This window comes from Acidimicrobiia bacterium (assembly GCA_041676705.1).
Classification (GTDB): domain Bacteria; phylum Actinomycetota; class Acidimicrobiia; order Acidimicrobiales; family SKKL01; genus Actinomarinicola.
Genome location: JBAYRL010000004.1, coordinates 24,473 through 44,234, shown reverse-complemented (window position 1 = coordinate 44,234; position 19,762 = coordinate 24,473). Strand labels below are relative to the sequence as shown.

Annotated in this window: 19 protein-coding genes, 1 other RNA gene and 1 pseudogene; 14 read left to right on the top strand and 7 right to left on the bottom strand. The window is 53.8% G+C overall.

The window, feature by feature from the left end:
- Positions 1 to 14: 14 nt before the first annotated feature.
- Positions 15 to 962: a hypothetical protein gene (locus tag WC184_07965; GenBank protein MFA7477816.1), complete on the bottom strand. Its 948-nt coding sequence runs from the start codon at positions 960 to 962 to the stop codon at positions 15 to 17.
- Between the two features lie 379 nt (positions 963 to 1,341).
- Here WC184_07965 and WC184_07960 point away from each other — a divergent pair, with 379 nt between their 5' ends.
- From WC184_07960 to WC184_07940, 5 genes are all read left to right on the top strand, one after another.
- Entirely contained in the window at positions 1,342 to 2,385 is a 1,044-nt protein-coding gene (locus WC184_07960; protein ID MFA7477815.1) for a hypothetical protein, read from the top strand.
- Between the two features lie 160 nt (positions 2,386 to 2,545).
- Positions 2,546 to 3,334 carry a SprT family zinc-dependent metalloprotease gene (locus tag WC184_07955; protein ID MFA7477814.1) on the top strand — a complete coding sequence of 263 codons (789 nt, stop codon included), beginning with the start codon at positions 2,546 to 2,548 and terminating at the stop codon, positions 3,332 to 3,334.
- A 253-nt stretch (positions 3,335 to 3,587) separates the two neighbouring features.
- Complete coding sequence (locus tag WC184_07950; GenBank protein ID MFA7477813.1) at positions 3,588 to 5,174, top strand: AMP-binding protein; 1,587 nt, start codon at positions 3,588 to 3,590, stop codon at positions 5,172 to 5,174.
- A 108-nt stretch (positions 5,175 to 5,282) separates the two neighbouring features.
- Positions 5,283 to 6,902: an AMP-binding protein gene (locus WC184_07945; protein ID MFA7477812.1), complete on the top strand. Its 1,620-nt coding sequence runs from the start codon at positions 5,283 to 5,285 to the stop codon at positions 6,900 to 6,902.
- 172 nt (positions 6,903 to 7,074) lie between these two features.
- Positions 7,075 to 8,730, top strand: a complete 1,656-nt coding sequence (locus tag WC184_07940) for an ABC transporter substrate-binding protein (protein ID MFA7477811.1) — start codon at positions 7,075 to 7,077, stop codon at positions 8,728 to 8,730.
- Positions 8,731 to 8,916: 186 nt separating this feature from the next.
- Here the strand turns inward: WC184_07940 and WC184_07935 are convergent, their stop codons facing one another.
- On the bottom strand, positions 8,917 to 9,405 hold the full coding sequence (locus WC184_07935; protein MFA7477810.1) for an SRPBCC family protein: 489 nt from the start codon (positions 9,403 to 9,405) through the stop codon (positions 8,917 to 8,919).
- Positions 9,402 to 9,737 carry a metalloregulator ArsR/SmtB family transcription factor gene (locus WC184_07930; protein MFA7477809.1) on the bottom strand — a complete coding sequence of 112 codons (336 nt, stop codon included), beginning with the start codon at positions 9,735 to 9,737 and terminating at the stop codon, positions 9,402 to 9,404. The genes WC184_07935 and WC184_07930 overlap by 4 nt, the downstream gene beginning before the upstream one ends.
- 342 nt (positions 9,738 to 10,079) lie before the next feature.
- Here WC184_07930 and WC184_07925 point away from each other — a divergent pair, with 342 nt between their 5' ends.
- Positions 10,080 to 10,817, top strand: coding sequence for a sulfite exporter TauE/SafE family protein (locus WC184_07925; protein MFA7477808.1), 738 nt, complete (start codon positions 10,080 to 10,082; stop codon positions 10,815 to 10,817).
- Positions 10,818 to 10,847: 30 nt separating this feature from the next.
- On the opposite strand, the gene WC184_07920 is transcribed toward WC184_07925, so the two are convergent.
- Complete coding sequence (locus WC184_07920; protein MFA7477807.1) at positions 10,848 to 11,312, bottom strand: GNAT family N-acetyltransferase; 465 nt, start codon at positions 11,310 to 11,312, stop codon at positions 10,848 to 10,850.
- A 47-nt stretch (positions 11,313 to 11,359) separates the two neighbouring features.
- On the opposite strand from WC184_07920, the gene WC184_07915 reads away from it, so the two are divergent.
- The 3 genes from WC184_07915 to WC184_07905 all read left to right on the top strand — a co-directional run bounded on the left by WC184_07915 (position 11,360) and on the right by WC184_07905 (position 13,433).
- Entirely contained in the window at positions 11,360 to 11,920 is a 561-nt protein-coding gene (locus WC184_07915) for an AAA family ATPase (protein ID MFA7477806.1), read from the top strand.
- Between the two features lie 260 nt (positions 11,921 to 12,180).
- The gene (locus WC184_07910; protein MFA7477805.1) at positions 12,181 to 12,759 is read left to right on the top strand and encodes an RNA polymerase sigma factor; all 579 of its coding nucleotides are present in this window, start codon (positions 12,181 to 12,183) and stop codon (positions 12,757 to 12,759) included.
- Entirely contained in the window at positions 12,759 to 13,433 is a 675-nt protein-coding gene (locus WC184_07905) for a hypothetical protein (GenBank protein ID MFA7477804.1), read from the top strand. The genes WC184_07910 and WC184_07905 overlap by 1 nt, the downstream gene beginning before the upstream one ends.
- Before the next feature lie 95 nt (positions 13,434 to 13,528).
- Here WC184_07905 and WC184_07900 read toward each other — a convergent pair.
- Positions 13,529 to 13,744 (bottom strand): annotated as a pseudogene (locus WC184_07900) (HisA/HisF-related TIM barrel protein).
- A 362-nt stretch (positions 13,745 to 14,106) separates the two neighbouring features.
- Between WC184_07900 and WC184_07895 the strand changes: the two are divergent.
- The gene (locus WC184_07895) at positions 14,107 to 14,712 is read left to right on the top strand and encodes a hypothetical protein (GenBank protein MFA7477803.1); all 606 of its coding nucleotides are present in this window, start codon (positions 14,107 to 14,109) and stop codon (positions 14,710 to 14,712) included.
- A 167-nt stretch (positions 14,713 to 14,879) separates the two neighbouring features.
- Here WC184_07895 and ssrA read toward each other — a convergent pair.
- Positions 14,880 to 15,270: a transfer-messenger RNA gene (ssrA, locus tag WC184_07890) on the bottom strand.
- A gap of 273 nt (positions 15,271 to 15,543) precedes the next feature.
- Entirely contained in the window at positions 15,544 to 16,041 is a 498-nt protein-coding gene (gene smpB, locus WC184_07885; GenBank protein MFA7477802.1) for an SsrA-binding protein SmpB, read from the bottom strand.
- Positions 16,042 to 16,144: 103 nt separating this feature from the next.
- On the opposite strand from smpB, the gene WC184_07880 reads away from it, so the two are divergent.
- From WC184_07880 to murI, 4 genes are all read left to right on the top strand, one after another.
- Positions 16,145 to 16,552 carry a M67 family metallopeptidase gene (locus WC184_07880; GenBank protein ID MFA7477801.1) on the top strand — a complete coding sequence of 136 codons (408 nt, stop codon included), beginning with the start codon at positions 16,145 to 16,147 and terminating at the stop codon, positions 16,550 to 16,552.
- Positions 16,553 to 16,606: 54 nt separating this feature from the next.
- Positions 16,607 to 17,554, top strand: a complete 948-nt coding sequence (locus WC184_07875; GenBank protein MFA7477800.1) for a PLP-dependent cysteine synthase family protein — start codon at positions 16,607 to 16,609, stop codon at positions 17,552 to 17,554.
- Between the two features lie 87 nt (positions 17,555 to 17,641).
- Positions 17,642 to 18,886, top strand: coding sequence for an acyl-CoA dehydrogenase family protein (locus WC184_07870; GenBank protein MFA7477799.1), 1,245 nt, complete (start codon positions 17,642 to 17,644; stop codon positions 18,884 to 18,886).
- 41 nt (positions 18,887 to 18,927) lie between these two features.
- The gene (gene murI, locus WC184_07865) at positions 18,928 to 19,758 is read left to right on the top strand and encodes a glutamate racemase (GenBank protein ID MFA7477798.1); all 831 of its coding nucleotides are present in this window, start codon (positions 18,928 to 18,930) and stop codon (positions 19,756 to 19,758) included.
- The last annotated feature ends 4 nt before the right edge of the window (positions 19,759 to 19,762 follow it).

Genomic DNA, 19,762 nt, shown 5'->3' with positions numbered 1-19,762 from the left:
ACATCGAGGGCCGATTAAGCTAGTGAACGAAGTGGCGAAGGAAAGATGACCTTCAGCTCGACGCTGTTTACGTCTCGGGAAATAACCTGCCAGCAATCAACTTTGGTCCGAGGGTCAACGTCATCAAACATATTTAGCGCCGGTTTAACGCAGTCCTCATCAGAAACCCGTACCAGCCGACCGGTGTTTACAGTGAGGTACCCGTCTGGGCCATCGGCTTCATGTAGCCCATTTGATGAGCTAACAGCCTTTAGCTGGCTGGCCATTTCTCGCGGAGAATCGCCATCAAGTGCGGCACGGCCACGTAGGGAACCGGCCTCCTCAAGGTGGTCTTGATGCGAGACGCTTGCCGATTCAGACCCTTCATCGACATTAAATTCGGAGGGGAAAAGTTTGTGAACCGGCGGCAACACAATGTTTAGAAGGCGGCGCAGCTCATCTTTTTCGGCTTGCGATATGTTGTTACTATCTAGCAGCTCGAAGCCCAGCTGGGTGACTTCGGTGAAGCTGTGATGAATGACGTCATCCCAAACGTCGATCGTCTCTGCGGGCAGCTCTCCAATCAGAACCTGTAGCACGGTGGTGGTGCCTTCTGCCCAGCCCCACACACCCGTTTCGGCACCTTCGGTGATCAGCTCTTCGAAGGAAACATAACGTGTGCTGGTGTCATCGGGGTACGGGTCGTCGTCGACGTCGGTGTGTAGGTCGGTGTCGTCGTCATCATCATCATCAAAATTAACGATTTCAACCGTTGATGATCGGGTGCCAAATTTATAGCGGACTAGCGAGTTGGTGTCGCTTGGTGTGTCGGTGGAACCCGGTTGGCGAGTTTCTGACGCGTCTTTTGAATCGTTGGCGTTGGTACACCCAAAAGCTACGAGGAATATCAACACCAATAAGAGGCTTCGTAACCAAGCTGTCAGCCGCCATGAGGCGTAAACGTTGTGGATGTCAGACCTCATGCGCCGGGACCTTAGACCAAAGTCGAGATGGCTGCGCCAAAAGTGGTTACTAGGTGATAAGCAGGCAATACGTGTGAGGTGCGATTAAGCATCGGCGTTCACCACTGCTATGGTTCTCGCCAATCAGATGGCTTTCGAACCAACCGGCGCAATTCCAATGGAAGGGCTGCGTTGTTGGTGACTGTAGCGAGCAGCTCTTGGGCTGATTCGCTTGGTGAATATGGTTCTTATCGGTTTTGGGGTGCGGGGGCGAGGCCCGGCAAACCCGGGTGGATGCTGTACAGGTTCATCGAACAAGATGACCTTTCATGACGGGAGCAAGATCACGGTGATCATCACAAATCGCAAACAAAGTTGTGCCAGGCGTAACAAGGCAGCAATGACCTCACGGAGTTTTGCCGTGGTGGTTGTTGCATTGATGGCCTTGGCCGCAGCCTGTGGTTCAGGCTCGGGTGAGGAAGCAGAGGCGAGTCGCAACAGCACGACTACTACTGCCAACACGTCAACGTCGCAAGGATCCACCAGCTCGACCATTCATCATGGTGAAGAATGCGCCGAGTTGGACGAAATCGCTGAGATTCTGGGTGGCCCGGTAGTGGATTCAGTAACCGGCGGAGCTGAGTTTGGACTAGCGGCCGATTTGGGTTTCGATGACGACGACTCGGTTGAGGCAGTCGAATTGGGATACACCTTCAGCGGCTGTGCCTACAGCCTTGCCGACTTGGATAATTGGGGCGAAGTGGCGATTGTGCGCATTAGTTCCGACGCTTTCGATTCCACCGATTTGTACGACGCGTTGGCGGTGCGAGCCGAACAGCTCGCGGCGAAAAATGGTTTCAACGCCATAGATGACTTCGAGCATGAGGCCTATAAAGACGGTCAAGGGGTGGTGCTTTTAACGGGCGAAGCCATGGTCTTCGTGACATTCGAGCCCACCGTGGCTGGCGATTCTTACCAAGAGGCTTTCTTGCTTGCGAAGCTGGTCGAACAGCTCGGTTTAGTCGCCACCGATGCCCCGCTTGAATGTGAAGAATTAGCTCAAACCGTGTCGCAAGGTTTTGGTGAAGTTGTCGATACCCGAGCGTCGGGTGGGGCGTCTTCGATCGACGAGTTGAGCTTTGACCATTGGGCATGTGAATTTCGGTTTGATGATGCGGCCAATGAATTTGATGGGGTAGGCACCGTTCGAATTAGCCAACCCCACTATTGGGATGATTGGGTGACCGCCAAGCAAAACTCTCCGTTTACAAGAACGTTTGTTGAACATCGTTTAAACGGCCTCGAGGCCTTTGATACCGGTCATGAACTGTTCGTTAACCACCCAGACAGTCCGATTCGTATTACTGCTACCGGCGACGATCTCTCACTTGGTGCGACCGAAACTCGGCTAGCGATTGCCCAACTGGTCGCCATCACTGACTAGTGGCCGCTTGTTTGGTGTCTTCGTTCCCGATCTTGTTATGAGTTTTCTTCGCTAATCGCACAAAACTCATAACAAGATCATCTCCGGGTTCCGTGTGAACAGTTTGCCGGGTATTCTCGGCAAACCCGGTGAGGACAGGAATGAAAAGCGCTATAACTCCATGAAAAGCACTACAACTCGGCTGACTATCCAAGGGCTTGAAATAGAGCTCGTTCGAAAAAGTATTAAGAATCTACACATTCGTGTCTACCAGCCTGATGGCCGGGTGAAGGTGTCCTCACCCCGAAATCTGCCCAATGCCGAAATTCATCGGGCTGTGGTTAACCGTATGGCATGGATCCGTGAGCAGCAGAACCGTTTCCGGGCGGCCCCGGCACCGTGGGTTCCCCAATTTGTCACTGGTGAAACGCATTTCGTTTGGGGTGTCGAACGTCAACTAGATCTGGTGGAACGACCTGGTCGAGCTCTGGTTGAACTAAAAGATGGGTGGCTGTGCCTTGGAATCCCCCCGGGTTCCGATGCCACTAAACGCCAAAGGGTGCTGGAAGACTGGTATCGCCAGCAACTTAAAGATGTTATGCCTGATGTAGTGGCTAAATGGGAGCAACGGCTGAATGCCCCGGTGGCCGAATGGCGTATTCGGCGTATGAAAACTCTGTGGGGGTCTTGCAGCATTCGAGCTCGTCGAATTTGGCTAAGTTTAGAACTCGCGAAAAAGCATCCGCACTGCTTGGACTATGTAGTGGCGCATGAGATTGCTCACCTGTTGCAACGTAACCACGGACCGGCGTTCGATGCCATCATGACGAGCGTCTTGCCAGAATGGCGCGATCGGCAGCGCTTGTTAGAAACGCCGACGCCCGCTTCTCCGGCATCGTTGCGGCCAACATTGTTTAATCCACACATTCGCCAAGAATCCGGTTCCAGCTATAAGTGGTTCGTTGCTTGATTCGCCTTGATCTTGTAGTGACTTTCAAGCGGATAGCGCATCAAACTCAATACAAGATCGGAAAACGTCGTGTTTGGCGACAGGTCGCCACCAGATCGTCTAAGGTGCAAGGTACTCGTACTAATCGAGTCACAGGGGGGGCCTGTGGGATCCAAGGAACTATCGCTCTGGTTTGATGCCGGGTTCGTAGTTTTGGCATTGCCGGGTGTCTCTTCACAGCGAGAGTTTCGCTCACTGAGATGAGGTAAAACTTATGACCGACCAAGCGCTACTCGACGCCGCGTCCGAGGGCATGGCTCTTGCTTTCTGGGCCGAGCGACAGCCTGATTTGCCAGCCGTAATCTCCATCAACGGCGATCGTACCTTTGCTGAATTGAATGCCAATGTGAACCGGCTTTCGCGTGCCCTGCGCGAACGAGGGGTGGAAGATGGTGACTCGATGGCGGTCATGATGGCTAATCGCCCAGAATTTTTCGAAGCCGTTCAGACAGCGCAGCGAATCGGCATGCGTTATACCACAATTAATTGGCATCTTACTGGGGAAGAAGCTGGTTACATTCTGAATGATTGTGAGGCCAAAGTCTTTGTGGCTGATGCAAGATTTGCCGGTACGGCTGCCGAAGCGCTGACCTATGCCCCGAATGCCACCATGCGTATCTCCGTTGGGGGAGAAATCGAAGGTTTTGAGCGCTTAGAAGAGGTCATCGCGGGGGTGGAGGGTTCCGACATAGAGAACCCAAGCCCAGGTGTTCACATGCTATATACCTCGGGCACTACTGGGCGACCCAAGGGCGTTTCGAGAGAGCGAACCCCCGACGTGGCCCGAGACATGGCGTTGCTATTTTTGGAAGGCACTGCTCAATACAAAGCGGGTGAATCGGTGAATTTATGTACCGGGCCGCTTTATCATGCTGCGCCGCTGTACCAAAACCTTAATGCCCCGATGATTTGTGGTGTGCCCGTGGTGATGATGGATGGTTGGGATGCCGAAGAAACATTACGACTAATCGATGAGCATAAAATTACGCACACTCATATGGTACCCACCATGTTTCATCGGCTGTTGTCGCTGCCAGAGGAGGTACGTAATAAATATGATGTTTCTTCACTTGAATATGTGAATCATGGCGCGGCGCCATGCCCAGTTAGTGTGAAGCAGCGGTTAATCGAGTGGATCGGTCCGGTGGTATATGAATATTATGCGGCTACCGAAGGCGGTGGCACTACGGTTGACAGCTATGAATGGCTTACTAAGCCTGGCACTGTGGGCAAACCGCCCACCGATGATCACGTGGTTATTCTGGACGAGGCCGGAAACAAGGTTGGTGTCAACGAAACCGGCACTATATACCTCAAAGCACCCGAAGTAGGACGCTTTGAATATTATAAGGATGCTGATAAGACAGCTCGTAGTTATAGTTATGGCTCGGGCGGTTATTTCACCCTGGGTGATGTGGGGTATATAGACGACGATGGGTATCTATTCCTAACTGATCGCGATTCCAACCTAATTATTTCGGGTGGCGTGAATGTCTATCCCGCGGAAGCTGAAGCCGAGCTGATCGCCCATCCAGCCGTTGGCGATGTGGCGGTGATTGGTATTCCTGATGATGAGTGGGGTGAGCTGGTAATTGCCATTGTTGAACCGCAGCCCGGGGTACAGCCGTGTGATGAGTTAGCGGCCGAATTGATTGCTTTTGTACGTGAGCGTTTGGCTCATTACAAGTGCCCTAGACGGGTTGAGTTTCGTGATGAATTACCTCGACATGACAATGGCAAATTGTATAAGCGGCTATTGCGTGACGAGTATCGCCAGGCCGCTTCGCCGCAAACCTCGTAGGCAACGCGTGTAAAGAATTTAGCCACCAATAGGTTTCTTTGCTGCGAGGCGGGTATGGCTCTAAGGAATTAGAAGCTTCGCACAGCCCTTTGTGGCAGGGACCTTCGAATGAATGAAGAGGCACAAATGACTGATCAAGCGCTACTCGATGCCATCGGGCAGGGAATGACTGTGGCTTATTGGGCCGCTCGCCAGCCCGACGTGGCCGCCATTATTTCTGAGAGTGGAAACCGTAGCTTTGCTGAGTTGAACGCAAACATTAATCGTCTGGTGAGGGCCTTGCGCGACCGTGGCGTCGACGCAGGAGATTCGATGGCGATAATGATGGCCAATCGACCTGAATTTGCCGAATCGAATCAAGCCGCACTGCGAAGCGGACTTCGATACACAACAATTAATTGGCATCTAAGTGGGGAAGAGGCCGGCTATATTTTGAACGATTGTGAGGCCAAGGTTTTCGTAGCCGACGTTAGATTCGCCGATGCCGCCCAGGAAGCCTTGCAGCACGCGCCTAACGCAACGGTATGTATTTCAGTTGGGGGCGAGATTGAAGGATTTGAAACCTTTGAGTCGGTAATCGAAGGCCAGGATGGCAGTGACGTCACCGATCCTGAAATCGCTAGTCAAATGCTCTATACCTCGGGCACCACTGGGCGGCCAAAGGGAGTGTCACGAGCACGGTCATCCGATGTGGCGCTGCAGCAGGCCATAAGAATTTTGGAGGGACCGACCAACTATGTGCCTGGTGAGTCAGTTCACCTGGTGACTGGTCCCCTCTATCACGCCGCCCCATTGGGAATTTCATTAAATTCCTCGTTAATTGCTGGTGCTGGCGTGGTGCTGATGGACGGCTGGGACACTGAGGGAGCGCTGGCTTTGATTGAAAAACACCAGGTCACGCACAGTCACATGGTGCCAACCATGTTTCATCGCATGTTGTCGTTACCTGAAGAGACACGCCAGAGATACAACCTGTCGTCACTAAGGTATGTGAACCATGGAGCTGCGCCATGCCCGGTGAGCGTGAAGCAACGCTTGATCGAGTGGTTAGGCCCAATTGTGCATGAATATTATGCCGCTACTGAGGGCTCGGGCACCACGGTAGATAGTCATGAGTGGCTAACAAAACCCGGTACTGTGGGCAAGCCCCCGACCGATGATCATGTGGTAATTCTCGATGAGAACGGTGAGGCCGTGGGCGCTAATGAAACCGGCACTATATACCTCAAAACACCGGAAGTGGGCCGTTTTGAGTATTACAAAGATGCTGATAAGACTGCTCGCAGCTATAGCTATGGTTCAGGGGCGTATTTCACCTTGGGTGACATTGGTTATATGGATGAGGATGGCTATCTCTTCCTCACCGACCGTGATGCCAATCTCATCATTTCGGGTGGTGTAAATATCTATCCAGCCGAGGCTGAGGCCGAGTTGATTGCCCATCCGGCGGTTGGCGATGTGGCGGTGATTGGTATTCCAGATGATGAGTGGGGTGAGCTGGTAATTGCCATTGTTGAGCCGCAGCCCGGGGTGCAGCCGTCTGACGAGCTAGCGGCCGAACTGATTGCTTTTGTACGTGAGCGTTTGGCTCACTACAAGTGCCCCAGGCGGGTTGAGTTTCGCGACGAACTCCCACGTCACGACAACGGGAAATTGTACAAGCGACTACTGCGGGATGAATATCGCCAGGCCGCTCGCAAGGCCGTTTCTGAAGGGTTGGCTCAATGAGGTGAACATCGGGAATATAGGCAAATAGTTGTTGAGGCGGATGTGCGTGGGTTGCCGTCAAATTGGATGAAGTTCACCGATTTAGGGATATGAAGTACTAGCTACATTAAGTGTAATGAGATAGGTAGAGATAAGTGTCATAACAAAATACAAACAATAACTGGGGGGAATAATGCGAACTAAAAATCGCAAAATTATAATGCTGTTCGGTGTCATAATGATCACCGGTATGTTGGCAGCCGCATGTGGCTCTAATGCCGACACCAACGGCGGTGCTCAAGCACCTGGGCCTGGGGGAGGCGGTGGTGATGAAGCGCCAGTGGATGAAGGCGAGCCGATATCAGGTGGGTTTTTAAAAGCCCACATGGTTTCTGATGCTGACACTCTTGATCCGCATGCTTCGGGTTCGTTCAACGTGCACGACCGGGTCGGGGCGGCATCGAATCGCCTGCTTAAGCCCGATATGGACCCGAAATATGAGTATGGGGAAGCTCCGCTCGTGGGCGATTTAGCAGAACGTTGGGAAATCTCGGACGACCAGCTTACTTATACGTTTTACCTGCGTGACGATGTCTTTTGGCATGATATTGCGCCGGTGAACGGCCGCCAATTTGTAGCTGACGATGTGCTGGCCACCTTCGAGCGAGTACGCGAGATGGGGCATCAATCGTACATGTTAGAAAACGTGGATTCTATCGAGGCGCCCGATGATTTTACGGTGGTGTTCAACCTTTCTGAACCGTTCGCACCATTACTCAACTATTTGGGTAATCACTTCATGTGGATAATGCCCCGTGAAGGTGTTGAGGGTGAATATGATGTGGCCAAAATGGTTATTGGCACAGGGCCATTCATAATGACCAAATGGGAACAAAACGTAACGACTGAGTATGTGGCAAACCCAAACTACTTTGAAGAAGGGATACCTCGCATTGATGGATTTTCTCTGCCTGTCATCGCAGAGACAGGCGCTAGGGTCGCCGCTTTTAGGGCTGGCGAGCTTGACTTAATCAGCTCTATTGACCCACGCGAGAAAGACTCGATCTTGAGTAGTATTCCAGGCTCAAGGCTGTATAGCTATTTAAGTTTCTCACCGACGAATCTTTACATAAATACTGCTGTTAAGCCATTTGATGATATTCGAGTACGCAAAGCGATGAGCATGGCGATTGATCGTGAAGCTGGTGCGGAAGCGCTGTTTAGAAACTGGAGTTACACCGGTCCGGTTAATACTCACTTAACCAAGTTTGCACTTCCACAAGAAGAACTAGCCGAGCTATTGCCCTACGACCCAGAGCGCGCCAAAGAGCTGTTGGCCGAGGCCGGATATCCAGACGGATTTTCCACCAAACTAATTGTGACGAATGGTTACGGTCCGGTCGTTGTTAGCGGGGCGGAATGGCTGGTTGCTGACCTTGCGGAGATTGGTATCAAGGTTGAACTCGAGCTACTCGACTATGCCACCTACTGGAGTAATCGCTGGAGCCTTCAGAATTACGAGATTGGTTACGGTCCGATCACGCCGTTTATGGAGCCTGACGAATGGCTGCGTAGCCAATTAGGAACTGGTAGCCCACGAAATTGGTTTGGGATTTCGTCGCCGGAGCTTGACGAGATGCTCGATGAGCAAATTTCGATCATGGACGAAGACGAACGCATCGAGAAAGTCCAAGACATTCAACGTTATGTTATTGAGAACATCATGGACCCCATTCCAACCTGGTTGGCGGTAACCGAACTTGTGCTCGGTCCAGACGTGCGTGGTTACCACTACCAGCCCCAATACGGGCTCAACCCGTACAAGTATCTGTGGTTGGACCGCTCGTAATTACGTTGATTGGCGGAATAACGATCTGTCGAACTTGTAGTGAGTTTCATGCGGATAGCGAGTAAAACTCACTACAAGTTCAAGCGCCACCAGTGGCGAACGCTGTCATGTGGAGTACCAGAATCACTGCTGACGAGCCTTGCCCACGGGTCTAAGTTGGTGGCCCGGCCATGTGCGCCAACGCATTTACGACTTCTGGATGTGTTCAACCAGCTGGTCAAGTACTGTGCCCCAACCACTTATGAAGCCCATATCGTCGTGCTGTTTACGTCCTTCGGGGTCTTGATGAATTGCCAATGCGCGATATTGGCAACCGCCAGAGGCGGTCGGTTGCAATTCGAGAATGGCGGTAAATGGCATCGAGCTAGGCTGTGGACGAAATCCGGTGCTAAGGGCCTCCGTCCATACCAAGCGTTGGTTGGGCACAATCTCTAGGTAGCAGCCAGTATTGTCGAATAGCTCTTCACCATCAGGCGAAGCCATGGCGGTGCGAAAGCCACCACCCGGTCGCAGGTCAATCTCACAAGTCGTTATGGAATATGGCCGAGGCGCAAACCATTCTTTGACTGACTCGGGATTGGTCCACGCCGCGAAAACGGCTTCGGGCGAAACGGGTACCTCCCGAATGAGTTCGAGGTCTAGTTGCGGGTTGATTGTGTAAGGAGTGAAACTCACGAATTCTCCGTTTGGTTGATTGCGTACTGGTCAAGCTGGTCAAGCCGTTGTTCCCATATTCGACGTTGGTCTGCAAGCCATCCTTGTGCGGCGGCGAGCCCTTTGGTGGAGAGGGCGTAAGTGCGAGTGCGACCTACTTTTGTCGATGTCACTAGACCTGCTGATTTCAAGATCGCGAGATGTTGAAGAAACGACGGCAATGCCATATCGAACGGTTCGGCCAGTTCCGAGGTGGTAGCTACACCTGAAACCAGACGTTCAATCACTTGTCGCCGAGTTGGGTCGGCAAGAGCTTTGAAGATCTTGTCGATCTCCACCAGACACTTAGGCATTAACCTAACTATTGCATGTCAGTAAAGAGTCGTCCATGGCGCCTCAACGGGTGGCCCTTCGAACTTGAGCTGGCCAATGGGGCTAAAGCTGAAATTTGATAATTCTGCACCGAGGGATGTGGGAACAGCGGAATGTGGGCCCCATGGAATCTGTGGTCGTTGGTGACTGATCCACCGAGAGTAGGAGTGGCTTAGCTTCGCGTCGGTCGGGAGATGCATGGCCGCGGTTGAGTGGCAGAGCTTCACGTCGGTCAGGGTCGGTCGAGTGTTTGTGGAGCGGTACGCGGTGCAAATGCATGCAAGTACAAGACAAGTTATAATACAAGTGTTATGCAAGTATGAGTGAGTCTTACTGTTGCGATTTTCATCGGTGTGGCGGCACTCGCCACCTCGGCTATGACTGCCATAGTTGGCTTCGGCGGTGGCATGGTGCTTATTGCCGTGTTGCTGGCATTCGTTGACCCTCAGGTCGCCATCCCAGTCCATGCCGCCATCCAGCTAATGTCGAATGGTACGCGCTCAATCATCAGATGGCACGAGGTGGAGTGGTGGATAGTTGTGCGCTTTAGCGCGCTTCTTCTTCCTTCTGGGGCGTTAGCCATGTTGCTAGCCACTAGCATCCCAACGCCGGTACTCCGGCTAGCAATCGCCGTAACCGTGCTGGCCGCCACCTGGGTGCCTGAACGCCTGGGGCAAGAGATTCGTAAACCCGGCACTGGCACATGGATTGCGACTGGTGCAGTCATAGGCGGCCTGAACATAATTGTCGGCGCTACAGGACCACTCCAAGCTCCGCTTTTTCGTTCAGCCACCAGCACCCGCATGGCCTTCGTCGGCACATTTGCCATGTGTCAAACCCTGGGACACCTCACGAAAATTGTTCTGTTCGGTGCCACTGGATTTGGACTTCAGGAAAATCTAGCTGCGATAGCGTTTGGTGCCGTCGGGGTTCTCATTGGAACACGGCTGGGTAGCAGCGTGCTGGATCGAATGCCTGAAGCTGGTTTCCAATATTTGTACTTAGTGTCAATTACTGCGGTAGCGGTGTACCTTCTCATTGACGCCGCGTTCCGCTTCTGAGCTGCCCCACTGGCTTTATTTTGAGAAGCTTTACGGCTTGGAAACAAACCGTTGAGCTGTTCCCTCGCTGTTCACTGTCTCGGTGAAATCTGTGGGGATTATCCGCCGCCAGAATGCAACAGCATCATCATTGCCTGGGATTTCTTCAAGTAACCACTCGCCTGGGAAGAGCCGGAAGATCTCTTGGGCCGCGATGGTACCTACGCCGTTGCGGCGATGTTTCCGCACGATGAAGAACTCGCCGAAACGGTGCGGAGTGCCAGCTCGCACCAATGCCAACCCGCCGATGTAACCGTCAACCCGGACTATATAAGGAAAACGGTTCTCACCTTCGAGCCAATAATGATCTAGATATGGGTAGCCAAATTCCCCGTGCAAGCCCAGCTCGCGACCGTCAATTTCTGAGAAATCATGTGAATTCAGCTCTAACAGACGCCGCACAATGGGCTTCTCGTCCACGGACGCCTGCGTCACCTCAACCTTCATTCGTGCCATTCTACGCGCCTTGGTTGACGAGCGGTGGGTGTGGTGAGATGTCTTGAATGAAACCGCAGCGAGTACACATCACGGGGGCAAGCGGCACCGGCACCACCACGTTAGGGCGTGCCTTGGCCAGCGAATGGTCGATTCCTCACGCCGATGTGGACGATTATTTTTGGGAACCTACCGAACCGCCATACACCACTAAGCGTGACCCGCACACTCGACTAGAGCTCATGGATGCCGTATTCGTCGGCCGCAAAGCATGGGTGCTTTCGGGCTCGCTGCTGGGTTGGGGAGAGGCCTTAATACCAAACCTTGATGCGGTAATTTTCTTAACCTTAGAACCCACTGAGCGCCTTGGCCGGCTTAAAGAACGCGAACGCCAACGTTATGGCGACCGTATCGATGCTGGTGGTGACCTAGAGGCTGCGACGTCCGAGTTTCTTAGCTGGGCCGCAGGTTATGACGACCCAAACTTTCTCGGTCGAAGCTTGGTGTTCCATGAAGACTGGCTATCGAAGTTGCCGTGTCCAATTCTTCGCTTAGACAGTGGCCGCTCAATTTCTGATTCTGTGGCAGCGATTCTTAAGTGGGAACCAGCCGAGCAACATCATCTGTGATCTGACAGTCCTCCAGCGGATCTTGTAGTGAGTTTCACGCGCTATGCGAAGAAAACTCACTACAAGATCACCCGATGCGGGTGCCAGAGCCGAATTCTCGATTCAAACGACTTGGATATGGCTGCCGGTGAGGCTCGGGTGCGGCCATCGAGGAAGTTGTAGCTAGGCCGAAAGAAATATTTTGGCTATAAGCCAGATAGCGAACCGTGGTGACATTGCGGACATATACAGGGTGACAGACATTTTGCCCAGGAGTCCTGATGACTGAACTCACCGATGCCGAGCTGTGGCACCGGGTCCGATCTGGCGACGCCGAGTCGTTCGGTGACCTGTTCCGCCGGCACGGCCCAACGATTCATCGTTTTGCGCTGCGCCGCACTGGCCACCTCGACCAGGCGGATGACGTGGCAGCGGTAGTGTTCTTAGAGGCTTGGCGCTCCCGCGAGCGAACAGAACTGGCGAGTTCTTCGGCATTGCCTTGGCTGTATGGAATAGCCACCAACGTCATTAGAAACTGGCGGCGCAGTCGCCGTAGGCACGAAGCCGCACTTCAACGTATAGGTGACTTGCCGAGGGCAACATCGCGAGAAGTGGGAGAGCAAGTGGAGGCTGCCACAGAAGCCCGCCAAATCCTCGAGCAGATACCACGCCTGCCTCCCAAAGAATTCGACGTTCTAGTGCTGTCCACCTGGGAAGGGCTTTCTACTTCTGAGGTGGCGTTGGCGCTGGGTATCCCGCCAGGAACGGTGAAGTCACGCCTCAACCGAGCTCGAAACCGCCTGGCGATAAGTCAACCTCTGGCGCCGATTCCACAACTGCCACCCACATCGAAGGACTAATGATGAACGTTTTTCCTCATCACCCGGTACTAACTACTCTTACCCCGGCTGACACCGAAAGAATTGGCCAGGGCCTAATCAATGAGGTTCGCATGTCTCTAGAAACCACTAGTTCTGCGCACGGTTTTCGTGCTAGTCGTTGGCGTTCGCCCTACACCGTGGGTGCTGCCCTGATAGCTGGACTACTACTTGTGGTGGGGTTGGTGGTACTGGATGTAGGCCGTTCACCCTCAACCGCTGAAGCAATGTTTGTTGTTATCCCCAAAGGCGATTGGGTCGATATTTCTCCGAACTTAGACGCCCCAGGTTTCGATGCCGACGCTGCGGTGAAAGAACTGCGGGAGCTTGGGTTTAGCGCAGAACGCGCAACCTATCTTGAATCGCTGGACGAGAACGGTGTCCCGACTCATCGAGCCCCTGACCTAGAAGGAATGAGCCTGCGATCTGTGGGGTTAGATTTTGCAGACGGTACCGAAGCAATGTTCAACCTGCGAGCGCCGGTGGGCGCCGAGATGCCTACGACGGCCGACGGCAAGATGGTCGATTGGGAGGCCGCGGCTGAACAGTTCGGTTTACCTAGCCCGCACGATGAACAGGGAAATCTGCGGGAGGGAAGCGTTCTAACTCTTCGGCTTGATGCTCCTATAACGATCTGGGTGCTGACCGCCCCATGACATCAACTCAAAAAGGTGAGTTACTGCACGGCTTCGAGGGCCTCGGCGAAGGTGAACCGGCCATCATAAAGTTCTTTGCCTACTATTGAACCTTCGAGAAATATTCGAGAGCAGCCAGTGGATAGGGCGCGTTGCACAGAGACGTTGTCAACAACTCCGCCGGAGAGGTGTACCTCGATATCTAGCTGTCCAATAACGGAGGCAAGTAGTTCCGTATTGAAACCGCGATCGAAGGCCGCATCGAGATCGACTAGGTGAATCCACTTTGCGCCCCTGGCTTGCCACTCGAGCACTGCGTCGAGCGGGTGCCCGTCGGCCCGGAACCTAGCGACGACGGAAGCCGATTCCGCCGCGTGCGCCCAGGAGAAAAAGAACGATAAGGATAATCAGAAACGTTCGCATATGGTCACCCTACCCACCGATGATGGCCTTACCCAGTGCCGATGCAGCTGTAGAAGCGGGGGTCGGATAGCTCAGCTAGCGGCCCGAAAACTCAGGGGTCAACGCTCTTGGCCGTGGTGGTATCAAAACTACTGAAGAACCTTTGAGTCTTCACTAGTTGGTCGGCAATTCGGGCATCAATTGGCCAGCAACGCTGGGTCCCTCGAAGAGGGTCGGCAAATGTTTCTCAACTCCCGAACCTTGCCAGCTTTGAACGTGCTATGAATGCGTGATGAATTTTGACTCAAGCCAAAAACGAGGCGCGGCTGCTGCCCTGGTCATTGTGCTTTTATTGATTGGCGGTTGGTTGATGTTCCGCTCATCTAACGACGAAAAACACGACGCAGAGGCTAATACGAACAGCACCTCTGAAACCGAGGCTTCGGTCACGGTCGACAAGGACGCGGACCAGGACAAGGACGCTGATGAAAAGACGTCTGGAGCTCTCGAACCTGACAACGACTCCGGCGATGAATCGACGCCCGATAAACCGGTCGAACCTTCCTCCGGCTCTTCAACGTCTGACACGCTGCCTCGACCGCCCGCTCCGCCCGCTTCTACGCCCACCACCGTGCCGGCGTTACCATCGGGCCCCCAAGTGACATCTCTAACAGCATCGCCGGTGAACTGCCCAGACACGGTAACTTTGACCTGGCAAAGCGAGAACGCCACTGGCGTTGAAATCTCAATCGCATATCCTGGCGGGCTTTACGACAGTGGCCCTGCCAATGGTTCGATGGAAGTGCCTGGCCCCTGCGGAGGAGATTCTCAGACGTACTACGTGGTGGCCGTTGCCAGTAATGGTGATCGCCAAACCCGAACCCTGACACTGCCATAATCTGCCACGCCTAGGTTCTTGGCGCTGGGCCCAGGTTCTTGGCGCTCGGCTGCTGTGGATCTTGTAGTGAGTTTTCTACGCATAGCGCGACAAAGTCACTACAAGATCGGCTGGCAGACGCGTTGGGTGGGAAGGTGAATCACACCTTCCCACCCTTGACACATTTGTAGTGGAGCTGGCGGGAATTGAACCCGCGTCCGTCAAGTGGTCACCGACCGCGATACGACCATTTCCGAATTGTGGCTTTAGCGGCTACCACACCGTCGAATCGGCTAGATCCGAAGATCTTCCGCTGGGTCTTTCCCCAATGTCAGTGGTCTTTCGCACCGTCAGCGGTCTCTCCCAGCTGTCCTCCACTGCTTCTGTTGCCGGGCTGCAGTGAACTGGCCCCGCGTACCGTTACCGGTCGCGATTTGCCTCGATACTTAATCTAACGATTACGCAGCGAGAGCGAGGTCATCAGAATTGGCCTCTATTTTGGTTGCCCCGTTTAGGGAGTCTGAGCAACTCCGGTCGCACGTCCGACTTCCGAGCTTCACGTCGAAACCGATCAGCCCCATATCGGGCCCGCCCCCATAGCGATCAAATCTCTTTGAAAACTTTGGTGCGGGTGTCAAAAAACAAACTCGCAATGTTGCCAAGGCCTGCACGGAAACCTGCCAAAGCGCTATTGCTAGCTCATCTATACTACCCGGTTTGTAAGCCAAATCAACGGGCAAACTACTGATGGTCCGAACCGATAGGTCTGAACCGATGGTCCGAGTCGGCAGGTAGAGCCGAGATGGCAGTTAGGCCCGAATTGCTCGATAGGTCGGGTGGCCATCATATGGCTCAGCCAAATTTCGAACGGCTAATGGCGGCCTGGGCCTCTCGGGTAGCATCTCGTTCAGCAATCACTTGGCGTTTGTCCCACTCTTTACGACCCCGCGCCAAGCCCATTTCAACCTTGGCTCGTCCATCTTTGAAATAAATCGATAACGGCACCAATGTGAGATGTTCTTGGTCTAACCGGGCACCTAACCGCACAATTTCGTGCTTGTTCAAGAGCAGTTTCCGTCGACGTTCCGGGTCGATCCGGTCGTGCAATCCCGTGCTAAGCCAGGGCGAAATGTGCACCGAATGTAGCCAAGCTTCGCCATTAGAAATGCGTCCAAACCCTTCGGCCAGCTGCACCTTGGCGTCGCGCAGTGACTTCACCTCGGAACCGCGTAGCACCAAACCGGCTTCCACGGTTTCCAAAATTTCATAATCGCGATAAGCGCGGCGGTTCTTGGCTACCACCAAAATTCCGTTCTTGTTGCCTTGGGGCTTCTTCTTCGGCGTAGCCATGGGTCTATAGGCTAGTCGCCCTTCTCGAAGCTGCTCGCCTTGACCGCTAACGAAAGGTTTCGCCAAACCGTTGTTGCAACCCGGCTGCACTAAAGTCGCAACCATGCTGTTTGTTCCCCCCGAAGTATTAACAGAGATGGTGGCCCATGCCTTTGACGGGCTTCCTAACGAAGCTTGTGGCCTGCTAATAGGCAATCCCGCCACCAGCGAAGTCTCCAGTTTTTATCCCACGGCAAACGCCGCCAACTCATCCAAGGTTTATACCGTCGCACCACTCGACCACTTAAAGGCCGACCGTGTAGCAGAAGAACAAGGCCTTGAAATTATCGGGGTCATGCACAGCCACACCCACACCACCGCTTATCCTTCACCAACCGACGTGGCCCAAGCCCCCGACCCTGGTTGGCATTACCTAATTGTGTCGTTGCGTGAGTCGGAACCAGCGCTTCGGAGCTACCGGATAGAAGAAGGAATCATCACCGAGGAGGAGATTCGTCCTCAACCTCGGTAGAATCCCTACTGCTTTTGTCAACAATCCTCAAAGGCGATTTAGGGAGATTGGGTTATGGCTGTGTATTCCTCGGTTCTCGGGTTAATTGGGAACACGCCGGTGGTCGAGGTCACCTCCCTAAGCCCCAATCCGAAAGCCCGAATCTTCATAAAGCTAGAAGGTCAGAACCCGTTCGGTTCGGTGAAAGATCGCATCGCGAAATCGATGATCGAAACCGCCGAGGCCGATGGTACCTTGGCCCCCGGCCAGCGCATCATCGAACCGTCTTCGGGAAATACAGGCATTGCATTAGCGGCCATTGCGCGAATTAAAGGTTATCCGATCACCATTGTGCTGCCTGAAAGCGTGTCGGTGGAGCGCCGTCAGCTCCTTGAAATTTACGGCGCCGAAATAATCTCAACCCCCGGCGGAGAAGGCTCGAACGGCGCGGTGCGAGCGGCCATGAAACTGGCCGATGAACATCCCGAATGGGCCTTCCTGTATCAATACGCCAACCACGCCAACCCCCAGGCCCACTACGACAGCACCGGACCAGAAATTCTGGCTGACCTGCCCGACCTAACCCATTTCGTAGCGGGGCTAGGCACTTCGGGCACGCTAATGGGGGTGGGTACCTACCTGAAAGAACAAAACTCTGGCATTAAAGTTTTGGCAGTAGAGCCACCGGCGGGCGAGCAAGTAGAAGGCTTGCGCAACCTTGATGACGGTTACATCCCGCCCATTTATGAGAAATGGGGTGGCACCGAATTGCTCGACGGCAAGCGTATCGTGCGCCCTCAAGAATCAATTGAATGGGTTCGAAAGCTGGGCGAGTTAGGGCTTTTTGTAGGGATATCGGCTGGTGCGGCCATGGCCGGAGCCGCCAAGGTAGCCGCCACGATCGACTCGGGAACCATCGCCGTAATTGCTGCTGATGGCGGCTGGAAATACATGTCAACCGGAGCTTGGACCGACCCAATCGACGAAGTCGTACAACGCGCTGAGAAGATCATCTACTTCTAAGCTGCGCGTAGAGGCACCTGTAGCGTAACGTGGACAGCCACAGGGGAGCGTGCTAAAAGAGCGCGCCGCTTTCGCCGGGGGGCCTTTGTGGATCCTACTTATAACCAAGAAGCCGAGAATTATCGCCAAGTAATTCGTAGTTTTTTATCGGACAATCTGCCTGCCAACTGGCAAGGCGTGGGTGCCTTACCAGAGTCTGAGCGTGGTCCGTGGACTGACGAATGGCGACAGACGCTAGCTAAGAACAACCTGTTGGCCGTAGCTTGGCCTAAGGAATACGGCGGTGCGGGCCTCAGCCCCATCGAGCAGGTGGTGCTTAACGAAGAGTTCGCCAAAGCCAAAGTGCCAACGCAAACCGGTAATGATGGTTTCGGAATTGGCATGGTGGGCCCAACCATCATCGTGTGGGGCACCGAAGAACAGAAACGTCATTTCTTGCCACGCATCATTTCGGCCGAAGATAAATGGTGTCAGGGTTATTCGGAACCAAACGCTGGAAGTGACTTGGCCAATATTGCCACTCGGGCCGTGCTTGACGGTGATGAATGGGTGGTAAATGGCCAAAAGATTTGGACGTCTTCAGGTCACACCGCCGACTGGATTTTCACCCTAGCCAGAACCGACCCGACGGCTTCTAAGCACGCCGGTATTTCGTTCCTGCTCATTCCCATGACCCAGCCAGGCATCGAAGTTCGACCCATTAAAGAGATGACCGGCGAAGCCCTCTTCAACGAGGTGTTCTTCACTGATGCCCGTACCGCTAAAGAGAACGTGGTGGGCGAGGTGAACAACGGCTGGACGGTCGCTAACACTTTGTTGGGCTTTGAGCGTGGTGGCAGTTCAACCACTCTTTCCATCGGCTACCAAGCCGAGCTTGACGCCATTATCGAAATGGCTAAGAAGAAGGGTGCGGCCAGCGATCCACTAATTCGCCAGCGGCTGGCCTGGGCCTATAGCAAGGTGCAGGTGATGCGGTATTTGGGCATGCAAACCCTCACCCGCTCCTTGAGTGGTCGCGAACCAGGGCCCGGCTCTTCAATTATCAAGCTGTATCACAGTGAATATCACAAGAAAGTCACCGAGTTGGCCATTGATATTTTGGGGGCCGACGCTTTGATTGAAAGCGGCGACGTTTCCGGTTCCTCGATCGGTGTGTTCTCGGGCGGCGAAATGTCGAGTGCTCAAGCCATTCGCTCCTTCTATGGTGCAAGGCCTGGCACGATTTATGCTGGTACTTCCGAGGTTCAGCACAACATTATTGGCGAACGTGTTCTGGGTCTTCCCAAGGAACCACGTGCCGACAAAGGTCCGTGGAACGAACTTCCCAAATAAAACGAACCTTGGAATTAACGCCAGTCGGGTAAATTCATAGGGTGGATTCCCGCCCCATAGGCATGTTTGATAGCGGTTTTGGTGGCCTAACGGTCGCCAGAGCCGTTATCGACCTTTTGCCCAACGAGGATCTGGTGTATTTCGGCGACACTGGGCGATATCCCTACGGTTCAAAACCTCTTTCCGAGGTGCGAGATTATGCGGTGGAAATTACTCGTTATCTGGTCGAAGAAGCCGATGTGAAAATGGTGGTCGTGGCATGCAACACCGCGGCCGCGGCTGCCCTTGAGTACCTGCGTGAGCTGGTAACAGTACCGGTGATAGGCGTAATCGAACCCGGGGTTCGGTCGTTGGTTCGGGCCACCGCCACCGGCAGAGTAGGTGTGATTGGAACTGTGGGCACTGTACGTTCTGGCGCCTACCAACGAGCATTGGCGGCCACCGGATCGCCCGTTGAAACTACGATCGCGGCGTGTCCAGGTTTCGTTGAGTTTGTGGAACGCGGCGACACCCACTCGGATGAGGTTCAGATTTTGGCCGAGCGTATGCTGGCGCCGATTAGGGAGGCCGAGGTTGACACCTTACTTTTGGGATGCACGCACTACCCATTCTTGGCCCGGGCCATCAGCGATGCCGTAGGACGAGAGGTGACCTTAGTGTCATCAGCAGACGAAACGGGTTTTGAAATTCGGCGCTTGTTAGAAGATGGAAATTCTGATGGTTCCGACCTGGCCGCACCTCCAGATAAGGTGACCGTGAACCATCGTTTCTACTCCACCGGTGACGTGGAGTGGTTCCGACAAATCGGTCAACAGCTACTCGGGCCAGAAATCACCTATGTGGAACCGGTGGCGCTGCCCTCTGGCACCTAGCATT

Excerpts from the sequence above, each read along its gene's own strand:
- WC184_07965 (MFA7477816.1), bottom strand. The coding sequence starts at position 962 with ATGAGGTCTGACATCCACAACGTTTACGCCTCATGGCGGCTGACAGCT.
- WC184_07960 (MFA7477815.1), top strand. The coding sequence starts at position 1,342 with ATGACCTCACGGAGTTTTGCCGTGGTGGTTGTTGCATTGATGGCCTTG.
- WC184_07955 (MFA7477814.1), top strand. The coding sequence starts at position 2,546 with ATGAAAAGCACTACAACTCGGCTGACTATCCAAGGGCTTGAAATAGAG.
- WC184_07950 (MFA7477813.1), top strand. The coding sequence starts at position 3,588 with ATGACCGACCAAGCGCTACTCGACGCCGCGTCCGAGGGCATGGCTCTT.
- WC184_07945 (MFA7477812.1), top strand. The coding sequence starts at position 5,283 with ATGAATGAAGAGGCACAAATGACTGATCAAGCGCTACTCGATGCCATC.
- WC184_07940 (MFA7477811.1), top strand. The coding sequence starts at position 7,075 with ATGCGAACTAAAAATCGCAAAATTATAATGCTGTTCGGTGTCATAATG.
- WC184_07930 (MFA7477809.1), bottom strand. The coding sequence starts at position 9,737 with ATGCCTAAGTGTCTGGTGGAGATCGACAAGATCTTCAAAGCTCTTGCC.
- WC184_07920 (MFA7477807.1), bottom strand. The coding sequence starts at position 11,312 with ATGGCACGAATGAAGGTTGAGGTGACGCAGGCGTCCGTGGACGAGAAG.
- WC184_07915 (MFA7477806.1), top strand. The coding sequence starts at position 11,360 with ATGAAACCGCAGCGAGTACACATCACGGGGGCAAGCGGCACCGGCACC.
- WC184_07910 (MFA7477805.1), top strand. The coding sequence starts at position 12,181 with ATGACTGAACTCACCGATGCCGAGCTGTGGCACCGGGTCCGATCTGGC.
- WC184_07905 (MFA7477804.1), top strand. The coding sequence starts at position 12,759 with ATGATGAACGTTTTTCCTCATCACCCGGTACTAACTACTCTTACCCCG.
- WC184_07895 (MFA7477803.1), top strand. The coding sequence starts at position 14,107 with ATGAATTTTGACTCAAGCCAAAAACGAGGCGCGGCTGCTGCCCTGGTC.
- smpB (MFA7477802.1), bottom strand. The coding sequence starts at position 16,041 with ATGGCTACGCCGAAGAAGAAGCCCCAAGGCAACAAGAACGGAATTTTG.
- WC184_07880 (MFA7477801.1), top strand. The coding sequence starts at position 16,145 with ATGCTGTTTGTTCCCCCCGAAGTATTAACAGAGATGGTGGCCCATGCC.
- WC184_07875 (MFA7477800.1), top strand. The coding sequence starts at position 16,607 with ATGGCTGTGTATTCCTCGGTTCTCGGGTTAATTGGGAACACGCCGGTG.